The organism is Rhodanobacter sp. Root179 (assembly GCF_001428465.1).
Taxonomy (GTDB): domain Bacteria; phylum Pseudomonadota; class Gammaproteobacteria; order Xanthomonadales; family Rhodanobacteraceae; genus Rhodanobacter.
Map to the genome: position 1 here is coordinate 93,809 of NZ_LMHR01000082.1, position 16,020 is coordinate 109,828.

15 protein-coding genes are annotated in these 16,020 nt (G+C 66.2%); 8 read left to right on the forward strand and 7 right to left on the reverse strand.

Translation table 11 applies throughout. From position 1 onward, the window contains the following. The first annotated feature begins 240 nt into the window (after positions 1 to 240). Complete coding sequence (locus tag ASD82_RS11980; protein WP_056718055.1) at positions 241 to 729, forward strand: hypothetical protein; 489 nt, start codon at positions 241 to 243, stop codon at positions 727 to 729. Positions 730 to 856: 127 nt separating this feature from the next. Here the strand turns inward: ASD82_RS11980 and ASD82_RS11985 are convergent, their stop codons facing one another. The 4 genes from ASD82_RS11985 to ASD82_RS12000 form a co-directional block, all read right to left on the reverse strand. Continuing rightward, on the reverse strand, positions 857 to 2,992 hold the full coding sequence (locus ASD82_RS11985; RefSeq protein ID WP_056718056.1) for a prolyl oligopeptidase family serine peptidase: 2,136 nt from the start codon (positions 2,990 to 2,992) through the stop codon (positions 857 to 859). Positions 2,993 to 3,225: 233 nt separating this feature from the next. Further along, on the reverse strand, positions 3,226 to 5,277 hold the full coding sequence (locus tag ASD82_RS11990; protein WP_056718057.1) for a sodium-translocating pyrophosphatase: 2,052 nt from the start codon (positions 5,275 to 5,277) through the stop codon (positions 3,226 to 3,228). Positions 5,278 to 5,436: 159 nt separating this feature from the next. Beyond that, on the reverse strand, positions 5,437 to 5,862 hold the full coding sequence (locus tag ASD82_RS11995; RefSeq protein WP_056718058.1) for an RcnB family protein: 426 nt from the start codon (positions 5,860 to 5,862) through the stop codon (positions 5,437 to 5,439). Between the two features lie 157 nt (positions 5,863 to 6,019). Next, the gene (locus tag ASD82_RS12000; RefSeq protein ID WP_056718059.1) at positions 6,020 to 7,297 is read right to left on the reverse strand and encodes a 6-phosphofructokinase; all 1,278 of its coding nucleotides are present in this window, start codon (positions 7,295 to 7,297) and stop codon (positions 6,020 to 6,022) included. 192 nt (positions 7,298 to 7,489) lie between these two features. Between ASD82_RS12000 and ASD82_RS12005 the strand changes: the two genes are divergently transcribed. The 6 genes from ASD82_RS12005 (at position 7,490) to ASD82_RS12030 (ending at position 12,880) form a co-directional block, all read left to right on the forward strand. Beyond that, on the forward strand, positions 7,490 to 8,074 hold the full coding sequence (locus tag ASD82_RS12005; protein ID WP_056718060.1) for an adenylate kinase: 585 nt from the start codon (positions 7,490 to 7,492) through the stop codon (positions 8,072 to 8,074). Positions 8,075 to 8,118: 44 nt separating this feature from the next. Further along, positions 8,119 to 9,564: a UDP-N-acetylmuramate:L-alanyl-gamma-D-glutamyl-meso-diaminopimelate ligase gene (gene mpl, locus ASD82_RS12010; protein WP_056718061.1), complete on the forward strand. Its 1,446-nt coding sequence runs from the start codon at positions 8,119 to 8,121 to the stop codon at positions 9,562 to 9,564. A gap of 45 nt (positions 9,565 to 9,609) precedes the next feature. After that, positions 9,610 to 10,218 (forward strand): LON peptidase substrate-binding domain-containing protein, encoded by a 609-nt coding sequence (locus tag ASD82_RS12015; protein WP_056718062.1) that lies wholly within the window; start codon positions 9,610 to 9,612, stop codon positions 10,216 to 10,218. A 55-nt stretch (positions 10,219 to 10,273) separates the two neighbouring features. Continuing rightward, entirely contained in the window at positions 10,274 to 11,092 is an 819-nt protein-coding gene (locus ASD82_RS12020; RefSeq protein WP_007806540.1) for an NAD(P)-dependent oxidoreductase, read from the forward strand. Between the two features lie 116 nt (positions 11,093 to 11,208). Continuing rightward, the gene (locus ASD82_RS12025) at positions 11,209 to 12,435 is read left to right on the forward strand and encodes an acetylornithine/succinyldiaminopimelate transaminase (RefSeq protein WP_056718072.1); all 1,227 of its coding nucleotides are present in this window, start codon (positions 11,209 to 11,211) and stop codon (positions 12,433 to 12,435) included. Between the two features lie 25 nt (positions 12,436 to 12,460). Beyond that, positions 12,461 to 12,880 carry a lactoylglutathione lyase gene (locus ASD82_RS12030; RefSeq protein ID WP_007806537.1) on the forward strand — a complete coding sequence of 140 codons (420 nt, stop codon included), beginning with the start codon at positions 12,461 to 12,463 and terminating at the stop codon, positions 12,878 to 12,880. A gap of 1 nt (position 12,881) precedes the next feature. Here ASD82_RS12030 and hemL read toward each other — a convergent pair whose 3' ends face one another. Together hemL and thiE are read right to left on the reverse strand one after the other, a co-directional pair. After that, positions 12,882 to 14,165 carry a glutamate-1-semialdehyde 2,1-aminomutase gene (gene hemL, locus ASD82_RS12035; protein WP_056718063.1) on the reverse strand — a complete coding sequence of 428 codons (1,284 nt, stop codon included), beginning with the start codon at positions 14,163 to 14,165 and terminating at the stop codon, positions 12,882 to 12,884. Then, positions 14,162 to 14,788, reverse strand: coding sequence for a thiamine phosphate synthase (gene thiE / locus ASD82_RS12040; protein ID WP_056718064.1), 627 nt, complete (start codon positions 14,786 to 14,788; stop codon positions 14,162 to 14,164). Before thiE ends, hemL begins: the two co-directional genes overlap by 4 nt. A gap of 125 nt (positions 14,789 to 14,913) precedes the next feature. Between thiE and ASD82_RS12045 the strand changes: the two genes are divergently transcribed. After that, complete coding sequence (locus ASD82_RS12045) at positions 14,914 to 15,108, forward strand: rubredoxin (protein ID WP_040672978.1); 195 nt, start codon at positions 14,914 to 14,916, stop codon at positions 15,106 to 15,108. Between the two features lie 217 nt (positions 15,109 to 15,325). On the opposite strand, the gene ASD82_RS12050 is transcribed toward ASD82_RS12045, so the two are convergent. Next, a complete protein-coding gene (locus ASD82_RS12050; RefSeq protein ID WP_056718065.1) occupies positions 15,326 to 15,778 on the reverse strand; it encodes a DUF192 domain-containing protein in 453 nt (150 codons plus the stop codon). Between the last annotated feature and the right edge of the window lie 242 nt (positions 15,779 to 16,020).

Consider the following 16,020-nt stretch of genomic DNA (forward strand, 5'->3'; position numbering starts at 1 on the left):
GATGCATGGTGCTCATGCAGGGAGGACTGAGCCGATCACGAACCGAGCCCATCGGCGATCGCGATATCAACGTTGTGTTCCGGATGTGAAAACGGGCGCATCGCTTTCGGAATTCGTTGCGAAGTCCGGGGGTGTTCGCATCGCCAGTGAATTGGCATCGCCGCATTGGAGAAAAGTGGTACTGGTGTGAAAGATCCACAGCGCCAATCATGATCACCGGATGAGATCACCGGATCGTCGATGCCAATCTTGAACAGCGCTTGGCGTACCTCTCGTGCCGCGATCCTTTGCGGTGGCTTGGTTGCCGGAACTATCGATATCGCTGCAGCAGCCATGATCTATGGGGTCAGCCCGATCAAAGTGCTGAAATCTATCGCAGGTGGTGTGCTCGGACGCTCGGCGTTTGCCGGCGATGCCACCGTTGCGTTGCTGGGACTGGTGCTGCAGTGGGCAATGTCGATCATCATCGCGGCGATCTTCGTGATCGCAGCGCGCCGACTGCCCGGTTTGCTGCGTCGCTGGGTAACCAGCGGCATCGCGTATGGAGTAGTGATATTTGTCGTGATGAACTACGTCGTCGTGCCTTTATCCGCGATTGGCGGCGGAGCCTTCCCTCACTTCAAGCCGCTGGAGCTGATCGAAAATCTGGGCGCGATGATCGTCTTTGGCCTGATCGTGGCCTGCTCGGCACATCGCGAGACATGCCGGCAGCGTGAACGGGGCATGTGATGAGTGGCGGGCATCAAGCAAGGTTCGCAGATCTGCGCTTGTTGAGGCTGTAGCGAAGAGCGACCGAGGCGCAAATGCACCCGCTGCGCGGATCATCGCGTGCAGCGGGTGCAGTAGCAGTACCTGCTTACTTCAGCTGATCCCACAGGAAGTCGTACGCCATCGCATGCATGTGCGCGGACTGCTGGTTGTCTGCGCCTGCGCCGTGGCCGCCTTCGAGGTTCTCGTAGAACCACACGTTCGGATGGCCTTGTGCCTGCATCTCCGCGGCCATCTTGCGTGCCTGCACCGGGCCGACGCGATCGTCACTGGTGGCGGTGTAGAACAGCACCGGTGGGTAATGGCCGTCCTTCTTCACGTTCTGGTAGGGCGAGAAGGTCTTGATGAAGTTCCAGTCGGCGCTGTCCGGGTTGCCGTACTCGGCCATCCACGAGGCGCCGGCGGAGAGGTGGATATAGCGCTTCATGTCCAGCAGCGGAACTTCGCAGGCGATCGCGCCGAACAACTGCGGATAGGTCGTCAGCATGTTGCCCATCAGCAGGCCGCCGTTGCTCCCGCCTTCGGCGCCGAGATGCTTCGGCGAGGTCACCTTGCGCTTGATCAGGTCTTCGGCCACCGCCGCGAAATCCTCGTAGGCGCGGGGGCGATTGGCCTTCAGTGCGGCCTGGTGCCATTGCGGGCCGTATTCGCCGCCGCCGCGGATGTTGGCGATCACGTAGACGCCGCCACGTTCCAGCCAGGCGCGACCGACGCTGCCGCTGTAGTAGGGCTGCAGCGAGACTTCGAAACCGCCGTAGCCGTACAGCAGGGTGCGGTTGGAGCCGTCCAGCTTGAGGTCCTTCGGGGCGATTTCGAAATAGGGCACGCTGGTGCCGTCCTTCGACTTCACGAAGTGCTGGCTCACCGTGAACTTCGTGGCGTCGAAGAACGTCGGCGCCTGCTTGATCGTCACGGCCGGCGTGCTGTCGAGCACGCCGCGCTGCAGCGACGACGGGGTCAGGAAGCCGGTGACGTCGAGCCAGTACTCGTCGCTGTGGTCAGGGTCGGTATCGACCACGCTGATCGAGCTCATCGCCGGTGCACCCGGCATCGCCGCGCGCTTCCAGTCGCCGTCCGGCGTGGCCATCTGCGGCGGCGTCAGCACGTCGAGGCGGCTCTTCACGTCGTCCATCAGGTTGAGGATCAGGTGGTGCCGGGTCCACGCGTAGGAGTCCAGCGAGGTATGCGCATCGGGCTTGAACAGCACGGTGAACTCGCGCTTGCCGGCCATGAAGCGGTCGAACTGCGTGGCCAGCAGCGCGCCGGCCGGATAGGTCGTGCCGTTCACGGTCCACGGCGAGCGCGTGCGTACCAGCAGCCATGCCTGGTGGGCATCGGCCTCGGCATCGTCGGGCACCTCGACGCGGGCCAGGCTGCCATGGATGCGCTGATACAGCTCGCTGTGGAAGAAGTCCCTGGCGATCGATACGAAGTCGCGCTCGTAGCCTGGTGTGCGATCGTGGTACGCGCTGATGGCGAGGTCGCTCGGTTTGCCTTCGTACACGACGGCGGCGTTTGCCAACGGCGTGCCGCGCTGCCATTGCTTGACGATGCGCGGGTAGCTCGACTCGGTCATCGTGCCGGGTCCGAAATCGGTGCCGACGTAGACCGAATCCTCGTCGATCCAGCCGACCTGGGTCTTTGCCACCGGCAGCTCGAAACCGTTCTTCACGAAGCGCTTGTGCGGTATGTCGAACTCGCGCACGGCGATGGCGTCGCCGCCATCCGGCGACAGCGACACCAGGCAGCGCTCGAACGCCGGCTTCAGGCATTGCACGCCCTTGAACACCCAGCGCTTGTCCTCGGCCTTGTTCAGCGCGTCGATGTCCAGCAGCACCTCCCACGCCGGCTCGGCCTTGCGGTATTCGGTCAGCGTGGTCCGCCGCCAGATGCCGCGCGGGTGCGACTTGTCGCGCCAGAAGTTGTAGAGATGGTTGCCCATCCGGCTGACGTAGGGGATGCGCGCGTCGGAGTCGAGCACTTCGAGGATGCTGTCGCGGGTGCGGGTGAACTCGTCGTTGTCGACGAAGCGCATCGCCGTCGTGGCGTTCTGCTGCTTCACCCAATCCATGGCGCGGCTGCCGTGGATATCTTCCAGCCACAGGAACGGATCGTCGTGGCCGGCTGCAGGGGCAGCCCCGGGGGGCGTGGTGTCGCGGGCGTGGATATCGGTCATGCCTGTCAGTGTGACGCCAAGCGCCAGCATCAACCAGAGTGATTTCATGGTGTGTCCCCAGGTGCGCGAAGAGCGGGATGGACGTGGCTAGTGCGGCTCACGGTCAGTCGAAGCGCGACCATTCGATCATACGGCCGCTGCCGACCAAAGTCAGGAGTGCCAGGCTGGAACAGGAATCCCGCCACGGGGGCGGGATTCTGTCGTCTTGATCCGCGCCGGCTTCGCCCCCTTTCCCGCGTTGCGGGAGAGGGGGCGAAGGTGCCGTGCGGGAGTCGCTTCGATTACAACAGGGGGATCATCAGCAGTGCCACGATGTTGATGATCTTGATCAAGGGGTTGACCGCCGGGCCGGCGGTGTCCTTGTACGGATCGCCGACGGTGTCGCCGGTCACGGCGGCCTTGTGCGCCTCCGAGCCCTTGCCGCCGTGGTGGCCATCCTCGATGTACTTCTTGGCGTTGTCCCACGCGCCGCCGCCGGTGGTCATCGAGATGGCCACGAACAGGCCGGTGACGATGGTGCCGATCAGCACGCCGCCCAGCGCCTGCGCGCCGGCCTCGGGGCCACCGAGCCACTTGAAGCCGAAGATCACCAGCACCGGCACCAGCACCGGCAGCAGCGACGGCACGATCATCTCGCGGATGGCGGACTTGGTCAGCATGTCCACCGCGCGCGAGTATTCCGGCTTGGCGGTGCCGGCCATGATGCCCGGGATGTCACGGAACTGGCGGCGTACTTCCACCACCACCGCACCGGCGGCCCGACCGACCGCTTCCATCGCCATCGCGCCGAACAGGTACGGGATCAGGCCGCCGATCAGCAGGCCGATGATCACGTAATGGTTCGACAGGTCGAAGCTGACCAGGGAGCCACTGAAGTGCTGGCTGAGGTTGTGCGTGTAGTCGGCGAACAGCACCAGCGCCGCCAGTGCCGCCGAACCGATCGCATAACCCTTGGTCACCGCCTTGGTGGTGTTGCCCACCGCGTCCAGCGGATCGGTGACGCCACGCACTTCCGGTGGCAGGTCGGCCATCTCGGCGATGCCGCCGGCGTTGTCGGTGATCGGGCCGTAGGCGTCCAGCGCCACGATCATGCCGGCCATCGACAGCATTGCCGTGGCGGCGACCGCGATGCCGTACAGACCGCCCAGGGCGAACGCGCCCCAGATCGCGGCGCATACGGCCAGCACCGGCCACGCGGTGGACTTCATCGACACGCCCAGGCCGGCGATGATGTTGGTGCCGTGACCGGTGGTGGAGGCCGCCGCGATGTGCTGCACCGGTTTGTACTGCGTGCCGGTGTAGTACTCGGTGATCCACACGATGCCGCCGGTCAGGGCCAGCCCGATCAGGGTGCAGCCCCACAGGTTCATCGCGCCGTGGCTGAAGTCCGGCATCAGCTGCATGGTGATCGGATAGAACGCGGCGGCGGCCAGCACCGCCGAGACGACCACGCCCTTGTACAGCGCGCCCATGATCGAGCCCCCCTGTTTCACCTTGACGAACAGGGTGCCGATGATCGAGGCGATGATCGACACGCCGCCCAGCAACAGCGGATACAGCACTGCGTTGGCCCCCACCTCGCTGATCATCAGGCTGCCCAGCAGCATGGTGGCGATCACCGTCACCGCATAGGTCTCGAACAGGTCGGCGGCCATGCCGGCGCAGTCGCCCACGTTGTCGCCCACGTTGTCGGCGATCACCGCCGGGTTGCGCGGGTCATCCTCGGGAATGCCGGCCTCGACCTTGCCGACCAGGTCGGCACCTACATCGGCGCCCTTGGTGAAGATGCCGCCGCCCAGTCGCGCGAAGATCGAGATCAGCGAGCTGCCGAAGGCGAAACCGACCAGTGCGTGCAAGGCGGGTTCACCGCTGATGCCCATGCGGTTCAACAGCAGCCAGTAACCGGCCACGCCGAGCAGGGCCAGGCCGACCACCAGCATGCCGGTGATCGCGCCGCCCCGGAAGGCGACATCCATCGCCTTGCCCAGGCCGCCGCGGGCTGCTTCGGCGGTGCGCACGTTGGCGCGTACCGACACGTTCATGCCGATATAGCCGGCCGCGCCCGACAGCAGCGCGCCCAGCAGGAAGCCGATCGCGGTCGGCCAGCTCAGAAAGAAACCGATCAACAGCAGCAGCACCACGCCGACCAGGCCGATGGTGGTGTATTGGCGGTTGAGGTAGGCGCGGGCGCCTTCCTGGATCGCTGCGGCGATCTCCTGCATCCGTTCGTTGCCCGGCGATTGCGCCAGGATCCAGCGCGCGGAGAACGCGCCATACAAAACCGCCACTAACGCACATGCAACAACGATCCACCAGCCATACTGCTGCAGCATCGGAGCCTCCCCATGGGTTGTATGCGGCCGCCGGAACGGGCGGTCCCGGGGAGTATAGGCAGACGTTGCGGCGCGGGCTGTTGTGCGGCGCAGCGCTGTCCGGCAAAGAAAAGGGCCATGCACGAATGCATGGCCCTGAAGGTTCAGCAGGCGGCGGACTTAGCGCAGCGCCAAGTCCAGGATGACGCCGGTGGCGATGGCGACCAGCAGGTAATCATTGTCCGCGCGTACCCAGTGGTAGCCACGTGGCGGGTGGCGCAGGTGGTAGTGGCCGTAGTCGCGCACGACGTAAGTCGGGCCGTAGTAACGATGGCCGCGCTCCCAGCGATGCGGATGACCGTAGTAGCGCGGGCCGACGTAGCCGCGATTGACGTAGCGTCGATCATCGTGGCGACGGTAGTCGCGGCGGCTGTCGTAGCGCCGATGGTCGTAGCGCCGCTCGTCATGACGCCGACTGTCGTGATGACGATCATTGCCGCGGTCGTGGCCATGACGGCCATGGTCACCGGGACCGGGCGCGGCCACGGCGAAACTGCCGGCGCTGAGCAGGGCGACGGCGACGAACAGGCGGGCGATGATTTTCATCTTCGGGTCTCCTCCCCTCGGCAATGGCCGCGACAATGCGGCGTTCGACCGGGGCAGGATGGATCGTAGGAAGCTGCGGCTGAACGCCAGCCGATTCCGGCAGGGCGGTTTCAGGTGGCGCTCAGCATCGCGAACAAGGTCACAGACTCCGCCCGGCTCAGCGCTGGAACGGGGCCAGCTTGCGTGGCACCGCGGCGTTCTTCAGGCTCACGTAGCGCGGCAGGCCGTCTCTGCCGTAGGGCAAGGGCGCCTCGCCCCGGATCAGCGGCGCCAGATAGCGCCGTGCGGCGGCGGTGATGCCGAAGCCGTCGCGGCTGATGAAACCCTTCGGCATCTTCTTCTCGCGGTTGGCGATCTTCGCCAGCGGCGCCGGTTCGATCTTCCAGCGGTAAGGCGCATCGGACGTGCGCACGATCACCGGCATCACTGCGTTCATCCCGGCCAGCGCGTATTCCACGGCGGCCCGGCCCACGGCATGCGCCTGTTCGGCATCGACCTTCGACGCGGCGTGGCGCGCCGAGCGCTGCAGGTAGTCGGGCAGCGCCCAGTGGTATTTGTAACCGAGCTTTTCCTTCACCAGCGCGGCCAGCACGGGCGCCACGCCGCCCAGTTGCGCATGGCCGAACGCGTCGCGCGTGCCCGCTTCGGCGAGGAACTGGCCGGCCGCGTTGCGCACGCCTTCGGAGGCGACCACGGTGCACCAGCCCACGCGCTCGACGGTGGCCTTCACCTTGGCCAGGAAGGCTGTCTCGTCGAAGGCGTTCTCGGGGAACAGGATGATGTGCGGCGGCGCATCGGCGCCCTCGCCGGCCAGGCCAGCGGCGGCAGCGATCCAGCCGGCGTGGCGGCCCATCACTTCGAGGATGAACACCTTGGTCGAAGTCTCGGCCATCGAGGCCACGTCGAGGCTGGCTTCCAGGGTGGAGATGGCGGTGTACTTCGCCACCGAGCCGAAACCGGGACAGCAGTCGGTGACGGCCAGGTCGTTGTCCACCGTCTTCGGCACGCCGATGCAGCGGATGTCGTAGTCCATGGCCTTGCCCAGCTGCGAGATCTTCAGCGCGGTGTCGGCCGAGTCGTTGCCGCCGTTGTAGAGGAACCAGCGAATGTCGTGCGCCCGGAACACCTCGATCAGCCGCTCGTACTCGGCGCGGTTGTCGTCCAGCGATTTCAGCTTGTAGCGGCACGAACCGAACGCGCCGCCGGGCGTGTGGCGCAGCATGGCAATCGCGCTGGCCGATTCCTTCGAGGTGTCGATCAGCTCTTCGCGCAGTGCGCCAAGGATGCCGTTGCGGGCGGCGTACACCTTCACTCCCTTGCCGCGGGCCGCTTCGATCACCCCCGCCGCGGTGGCGTTGATGACGGCGGTGACGCCGCCGGACTGGGCATACAGGATGTTTCCGGCAGGGACGGGCGAACGGCGACTCGGGCTCATGGGTTCCTCGATACGGGCGATGAAGTGTTGCGCATGGTCGGCAACAAAGGTTTTGGCGACAGATACTTGCGCGTGCCTGGGGGTTGCCGCCGTTTGACGACTTGGGGTGCAGCGGCTAATTTGGCGCACAATATCCGGGATATCGGACGGACTGTTGCAGTGTGCGGCAGTACGTCGAACTTGTGGAGCATTATGCGACTCGTCCTACTTGGTGCGCCCGGCTCGGGCAAAGGTACGCAGGCAGCCCGATTGAAGACGGCGCTGGGCGTACCGCATATCTCGACCGGCGACATGCTGCGCGCCGCGGTGGCCGCGGGTACCGCGATGGGACTCAAGGCCAAGGCGGTGATGGATGCCGGCCAGCTGGTCTCCGACGACATCCTGCTCGGCATGCTGGAAGAGCGCCTGGCCCAGCCTGACGCGAAAGCCGGTTTCATCCTCGACGGCTATCCGCGCAACCTGGCCCAGGCCGATGCACTCGACCACCTGTTGGCCAAGCTCGGCCAGCCGCTGGATGCAGTGATCAAGCTGGACGTGCCGAACGACGCGATCATCGGTCGCTGCGAAATCCGCTTCAAGGCCGAAGCCCGCGCCGACGACAATCCCGACACCGTGCGCAAGCGCCTGGGCGTGTATGCCGAGCAGACCGCGCCGGTCGCCGATTTCTACGCCAGCCGCGGCAAGCTGCAGGTGGTCGATGGCGTCGGCGAGCTCGGCGAAGTCACCGCGCGGGTCGAACAGGCCCTGCACCGCGAGCCCGCTGCCGCGAACGGCTGAGCACTTCCCGCTCCGGCGGAGCGGACTTCACGGAGTCGTTCGGCATGCGCCTGCACATCCTCGGTATCTGCGGCACCTTCATGGGTGGCGTCGCCGCGCTCGCGCGTGAACTCGGCCACACGGTCGAAGGTTCCGACGCCAACGTGTATCCGCCGATGAGCACCCAGCTGGAAGCGCTGGGTATCGGCCTGATGAGCGGCTACACCGCGCAGCACCTGCAGCCGGCGCCGGATCTGGTGGTGGTCGGCAATGCGATGGTGCGCGGCAATCCCGCCGTCGAGTACATGCTCGACGCGCGTTTGAACTACATCTCCGGCCCGCAGTGGCTGGGCGAGACGGTGCTGGCCCGGCGCGACGTGCTGGCGGTGGCCGGCACCCACGGCAAGACCACCACCACCAGCCTGCTGGCGCATCTGCTGGAGAGCGCGGGGCTGGCGCCGGGTTTCCTGATCGGCGGAGTGCCGGGGAATTTCGGGGTGTCGGCACGGCTGGGGGGCAAGCAGGCATACGCGGGCCCCGAACCCTCATCCGGCGCTGCGCGCCACCTTCTCCCGAGGGGAGAAGGGAGTGTTGTGCCGCCTGCGGCGGCGCCTTTCGTGATTGAGGCGGACGAATACGACACCGCGTTCTTCGACAAGCGCTCGAAGTTCGTGCACTACCGTCCGCGCATCGCCATCCTCAACAACCTCGAATACGACCATGCGGACATCTTTCCCGACGTGGCCGCGATCCAGCGCCAGTTTCATCATCTGGTGCGCACGGTGCCCGGCAACGGCCGGCTGATCGTCAACGCGCACGACGAGCGCCTGGCCGAAGTGTTGGCGATGGGTTGCTGGACGCCGGTAGAAACCTTCGGCATCGGCCGCGGCGACTGGCAGGCCAGCCTGATCGAGGCGGATGGCTCGGCCTTTGCCGTGCATCATCGTGGCGTGCGGCTGGGCGAAATACGCTGGACCCTGCTCGGCCATCACAGCGTGATGAACGCGCTGGCGGCGCTGGCCGCGGCGGCTGCCGCGGGTGCCGATCCGCAAGCGTTGTTGTCCGCCTTCGCCAGCTTCGAGAGCGTCAAGCGCCGGATGGAACTGGTCGGCGAGGTGGACGGCATACGCGTCTACGACGACTTCGCCCATCATCCCACCGCGATCGCCACCACCCTGGCCGGCCTGCGCGCCAGCGTGGGAACGGCGCGCATCCTGGTCGCGCTGGAGCCACGCTCCAATTCGATGCGCCAGGGCGCGCATGCCGAGGCGCTGGCGCCGTCGCTTGCCGATGCCGATGCCGTGGTCTTTCTGCAGCGCCCGGAATTGCCCTGGGATGCGCACCGGGTGACTGACGCGCTGGACGGTCGCGGTGCCACGGTCGCGACGGTCGATGCACTGATCGCCCATCTGCGCGGGCAGACCCGACCGGGCGACCAGGTCGTGTTCATGTCCAACGGCGGCTTCGAGGCGGCACCGCGTCGCTTCGTGGAAAGCCTGCGCCAGGCCTGAGCGGCCGGCGGTGACCCTGCCCATCGCTGTCGTTACACTCTGGACATGGTTGCCCAGTCCCAGTCGCCGCTGATCGAGATGCCGCTGTTCCCGCTGCCTGCCGTGCTGTTTCCGGCCGGCAAGCTGCAATTGCGCATCTTCGAGCCGCGCTACATCGATCTGGTGCGCGAGTGCACGCGTTACGGCACCGGCTTTGGCGTCTGCCTGATCCTGCAGGGACAGGAAACCGGCGCGCCGGCGGTGCCTGCGGCGATCGGCACGATGGCGCACATCCATGACTTCAACACCGATGAAAGCGGCCTCCTCGGCATCATGGCCACCGGCGGCCGGCGCTTTCGGGTGGCGCGAAGTCGGGCAAGATCGGACGGCCTGCTGCGCGGCGAAGTGGAAATCTGGCCGGACGAACCGGCCGTGGAAGTGCCGGTGGAGTTCGCTCTGCTGCAGAGCATCCTGGAGCGCCTGATCGAAACCATGGCGCCTCACTGGCGCGATGCGCCACGCGGCGCCTACGAGGACGCCAGCTGGCTCGGCCTGCGCCTGGCCGAACTGCTGCCGCTGGATGTCGCCGAGCAGCAATGCATGCTGGAGCTGACCGACCCCCTGCTGCGCCTGGCCGAATTGCGCGACATCCTGCCGCGTTTCCAGAAGGCATAGTCGTCACCCGCTAGACTGCCTGCCTGCACTTTCTCTTTCGAGGATTCGACACATCATGGATACGCTGGCCGGCAAGACCTTGTTCATCAGCGGCGCGTCGCGGGGCATCGGTCTGGCGATCGCGCTGCGCGCTGCGCGCGACGGCGCCAACATCGTGATCGCGGCGAAGAGCAACGTGGCCAACCCGAAACTGCCGGGTACCATCCACACCGCGGCCGCGGAGATCGAGGCGGCCGGTGGCAAGGCGCTGGCGTTGCAGGTGGACATCCGCGAGGAAGAGCAGGTGGTCGCGGCCGCCGCACGGGCCGCCGAACATTTCGGCGGCATCGACATCGTGGTGAACAACGCCAGCGCGATCTGGCTGGCCGGCACCGCCGAGACGCCGATGAAGCGCTTCGACCTGATGCAGCAGGTCAATACCCGCGGCACCTTCCTTGTGACCCGCAGTTGCCTGCCGTACCTGAAACAGGCGGCCAATCCGCACGTGCTGATGCTGTCGCCGCCGCCGAACCTCGATCCGAAATGGTTTGCGCCGCATACCGCCTACACCATCGCCAAGTACGGCATGAGCCTGTGCGTGCTGGGCATGAGCCCGGAGTTTGCCCCGATGGGCATTGCAGTGAACGCGCTGTGGCCGCGCACGGTGATCGCCACGGCGGCGATCGGCATGATCGATGGCGTGAAGGTCGAGCATTGCCGTAAGCCCGAGATCGTCGCCGATGCGGCCCACGCCATGCTGACGCGGCGCTCGACGGAATACACCGGCCATTTCGCGATCGACGAGGATGTCCTGCGCGAGGCCGGGATCAGCGATCTGTCCGGCTACGCCGTGCAGCCCGGGGCGCCCCTGCTGCCGGACCTGTTCCTGGACTGAACCCGTGGCGCGCTGCGTCGGCTGCCCCGCCGCGGCGCCGATCGCGGCCAGGCTCCACGATGCCACGTCGCGTTTTTCACCCGGTTCGCACCGACATCAACTTTTTCGAGAACGACATGCACGAACAAGCCTCCGACCTGATCGAACTGGGCAAGCGTTACTGGCTGCCGGTCTACAAGCCGCGCGAACTGGTGCTCGATCACGGCAAGGGGGCGCGGGTGTGGGATACGGAGGGCCGCGACTACGTGGACTTCGGCGCCGGCATCGCGGTGAATGCGCTCGGCCATCAGGACCCTGACCTGCTGGCCGCGTTGACCGCGCAGGCGCACAAGCTGTGGCACAGCAGCAACGTGTTCTACACCGAACCGCCGCTGCGCTTGGCCGCGGAACTGGTGGAAGCCTCCGGCTTCGCCGAGCGGGTGTTCCTGTGCAATTCGGGTGCGGAAGCGAACGAGGCGGCGATCAAGCTGGTGCGCAAGTGGGCGGCAGCGAACGGGCGCGCGCCGGAGCGGCGGAACATCCTCACGTTCTTCGGTTCGTTCCACGGACGCACGCTGGCTACCGTCACCGCCACCGCGCAACCGAAATACCAGGAGGGCTACGAACCCCTGCCGGCGGGCTTCGTGCACGCCGCGTTCAACGACGTCGATGCGCTGGAGGCAGCCTTCGCCGACCACGACATCACGGCGGTGATGCTGGAGCCGATCCAGGGCGAAGGCGGCGTGCTGCCTGCGGCGCCCGGCTTCCTGCGGCGCGTCCGCGAATTGTGCGATGCGCACGACGCCTTGCTGGTGCTGGACGAGATCCAGTGCGGCATGGGCCGCACCGGCTCACTCTTCGCCCATGCCCATGACGGCGTCACGCCGGACATCGTGACCCTGGCCAAGGCGCTGGGCAGCGGATTTCCGATCGGCGCGATGCTGGCCGGCCCCAGGGTGGCCGAGGTGATGCAGTACGGCGCGCACGGCACCACCTTCGGCGGCAACCCGATGGCGGCGGCGGTCGCCCGCGTCGCGCTGGCCAAGCTGGGTTCGCCCGCGGTGCTGGCCAATGTGGAGCGGCAGGCGAACGACCTGCGCGCCGGCCTCGCCCGGATCAATCACGAGTTGAACCTGTTCGACGAAGTGCGCGGACGCGGCCTGATGATCGGTGCAGTGCTGGCCGAGGCGCATCGGGGCAAGGCGGCGGCGATCCTCGATCATGCCGCGGCGCATGGCCTGCTGCTGTTGCAGGCCGGGGCCGACGTGCTGCGCTTCGTGCCACCGCTGACGATTGCCGACGAGGAACTGGCCGATGGCCTGGCCCGTCTGCACGCGGCCTTGAGCGATTTCGCGGCAAGCTGAAACACCTGAACATCCGGAGCCGGCAATGAAATATCTGCACAGCATGGTGCGCGTGCGCGACCTCGATGCGTCGCTGCGTTTCTACTGCGAGGGGCTGGGGCTGCGCGAAGTGCGCCGCAAGGAAGTGCCCGAGGGCAAGTTCACCCTGGTGTTCCTGTCCGCGGCGGAGAGCCCGGAGGCCGAGATCGAGCTGACCCACAACTGGGGTTCGCAGGAAGACTACGGTTCGGCGCGCAACTTCGGCCATCTCGCGTTTCGCGTCGATGACATCTACGCCACCTGCCAGCGCCTGCAGGACATGGGCTACACCATCCATCGCCCGCCGCGCGACGGCCACATGGCCTTCGTGCGTTCGCCCGACCTGATCTCGGTCGAGCTGCTGCAGGAAGGCCAGTTGCCGCCGCGTGAGCCGTGGGCCTCGATGCCGAATACCGGCAGCTGGTGAATCAGCCCTTCGCCTCGCGCAGGGCGCCGCGGGCGGCTTCCAGCGTGTCGGCGATGTCCTGGTCGCTGTGCGCGCTGGACATGAAGCCGGCCTCGAACGCGGAAGGGGCGAGGTACACGCCACGCTTCAGCATGCCGTGGAAGAAGCGGTTGAACAGGGCGCTGTCCGCTGCGGTGGCCTGCTCGTAAGTCGTCACTTTCTCCGCGGTGAAGAACAGGCCGAACATGCCGCCGACGCGATTGGTGCTGAAGGCCACGCCTTCGCCATCGGCGACCGACTGGAAACCGTCGGTCAGCAGGCGCGTGCGTGCGGCCAGCTTGTCATGGAAGCCGGGCACCTGGATCAGCTCGAGCATGGCCAGGCCCGCAGCCATCGCCACGGGATTTCCGCTCAGCGTTCCAGCCTGGTAGATCGGCCCGGCCGGTGCGATCTGCTCCATCAGTTCGCGCTTGCCGCCATAGGCGCCCACCGGCATGCCGCCGCCGATGATCTTGCCGAAGGTGGTCAGGTCGGGCGTCACGCCGTAATGCGCCTGCGCGCCGCCGAGCGCCACGCGGAAACCGGTCATCACCTCGTCGAAGATCAGCAGCGCACCGGATTGCGTGCACAGCTCGCGCAGACCCTGCAGGTAACCGTCGAGCGGCGCGATGCAGTTCATGTTGCCTGCGACGGGCTCGATGATCAGGCCCGCGATCTCGTGTCCCTGCTCGGCGAACAGCGCCCTGGCAGCATCCAGATCGTTGTAGGGGAGGGTCAGCGTGAGGTCGGCATTGGCCTTGGGCACGCCCGGCGAGGTCGGCACGCCGAAGGTCAGCGCACCGGAACCGGCCTTGACCAGGAAACTGTCGCCATGGCCGTGGTAGCAGCCTTCGAACTTCACGATCTTGCTGCGGCCGGTGGCGCCGCGGGCGAGGCGGATCGCCGACATGGTCGCCTCGGTGCCGGAGTTGACCATGCGCACCATGTCGATGGAAGGGATCAGGCGCGTGATCGTTTCGGCCATCACGACTTCGGCCGGGCATGGCGTGCCGAACGACAGGCCGTGCCGGATCGCCCGTTCCACCGACTCGCGCACCGCCGGATGGTTGTGGCCGACGATCATCGGGCCCCAGGAACCCACGTAGTCGATGTAGCGATGGCCTTCGACGTCCCACAGGTACGCGCCATCCGCACGCTCCGTGAAGAACGGTTCGCCGCCCACGGATTTGAATGCGCGCACGGGCGAGTTCACGCCGCCGGGCATCAATTGCCGGGCGCGCTGGAAGAGTTCGTGGTTGGTCGTCATGCGGATTCCCGATCGGAGGAGTACAGGTCGTCGAAGCGTCGTGCGGCGGCGCGAACGTCGGTGGCGGCAAGCACCGACGCCACGGCGGCCAGGTAGTCCGCACCCGCTTCAACCAGTGGCCGCCCATTGTCCGGCGTGATGCCGCCGATCGCCACCCGCGCTATGCCCAGCGCGGCGCTTTGCCTCAGCAGGTCGATCGGCGCCAGTGACGCCAACGGCTTGGTCGACGACGGAAAGAACGCACCGAACGAGACGTAGCTTGCGCCGGCGCGGGCCGCCGCTTCCGCCCGCGGCAGCGAGTCGTAGCAGGAGACACCGATGATCGCCTGCGGCCCCAGGGCCTCGCGTACCGCCGCCGGGTCGTCGTCGTCGCGACCGAGGTGCACGCCGTCTGCACCGACTTCCATGGCCAGGGCGATGTCGTGGTCGATGATCAGCGGAACATGGTGCGCCCGACAAAGCGCCGCAAGCGCGCTGGCCTCGGCATGGCGACGTTGCGCGTCACGGCCGAGATCCCGGTATTGCAGCATCCGGGCACCACCTTCCAGCGCCAGCGCGGTGGCTTCGAGCAAGTCTGCCCGTGGCCCGTTCGTGATGGCATACAGTCCGCGCCGGGTCGGCATTCCGCGTGTATTCAAGTGGCGACCTCATGTCGGCAAGTCAGGTGGGTGCGTCCGACCCGCGCTTTCGTATTCGCGGTCGAGTTGCGAGAATGGGCAATTATCCTGCGATTCGAAGAAATCCGATCATGAGCCAGAGTTCCAGCGAGACCGCCGTCCGCAAATGGATGTGCGTTGTGTGTGGTTACATTTACGACGAAGCCATCGGCGTGCCCGATGAGGGCATTCCTGCCGGCACCCGTTGGGAAGACGTGCCCGATACCTGGACGTGTCCGGATTGCGGCACCACCAAGGACGACTTCGAGATGATCGAGCTCGACTGAGCGCCGATTCCCGCCAGCAAACGGCCCGATTCCGTCAGCGCACTGGCCGGGCCGCCTGCTCTGATGTTCCTGCGCCCGGTCCGCGGCGCGCCATGCGGGAACATCTCATGCAGCAGTTCATTCCCTTTGAAGACGACTGGGACGCACTGGAGAACCTGCGTCCCGAAGATCTGGTTCCCTATCGCATCGGCATGCTCGACACGCCCCGTGCGGCGGTTCAGCGCACCGAACCTAGCTCGCCGTCGATCTTCAGCACGTCGCCCGCCTTGAAGCCCATTCGCTGCGAGGTGCCTGCCGGCAGTTCCAGCACGTAGATTGCCGGCGCGGCGCTCGGATAGACCGGGCAGGGATCGGCCTTGCAGGGTGGTACATCCTGCTGCACCGAAACCAGCCGCTTTTGCTCGTCGAAGTACAGGATGTCCAGCGGAATGAGCGTGTTCTTCATCCAGAAGGCCTGCGGGCCGATCGCTGGAAACGCAAACAGCATGCCGTGATCGGCCGCCAGCGTGGTGCGCATCATCAGGCCACGCTGGCGACTAGCATCGTCGGTGGCCAGTTCGACCGAGAACCGATGGCCGTCCAGTTCAACCGTGGTCGCAGCTTCATGTGTCCTCGCGCTGCAGGAGCAGACAGCCAGCAGGAACGGGATCGTGGTCAGCCATCGTTTCATCACGTACTCATCCGGTGTGGAAGGTTGCAGGCCAGTGTAGTGCGGCATGGAAAGCCCGCCGTGAGGAAACAAAGTAGCGAAAAAGTTGCGCGACCCCCTTCCAAGATCGGTTGCCGGGCGCTATGATTCTCGCCCCTTCGACGAGACGTCCTGCTGCGAAGGTTCCTGCTTCAAACAATCTCGAAAAAAGCTTTCACGAGGGTGTTGACGGAGAGGAAAAGCGATGTAGAATGGGCGGCTCA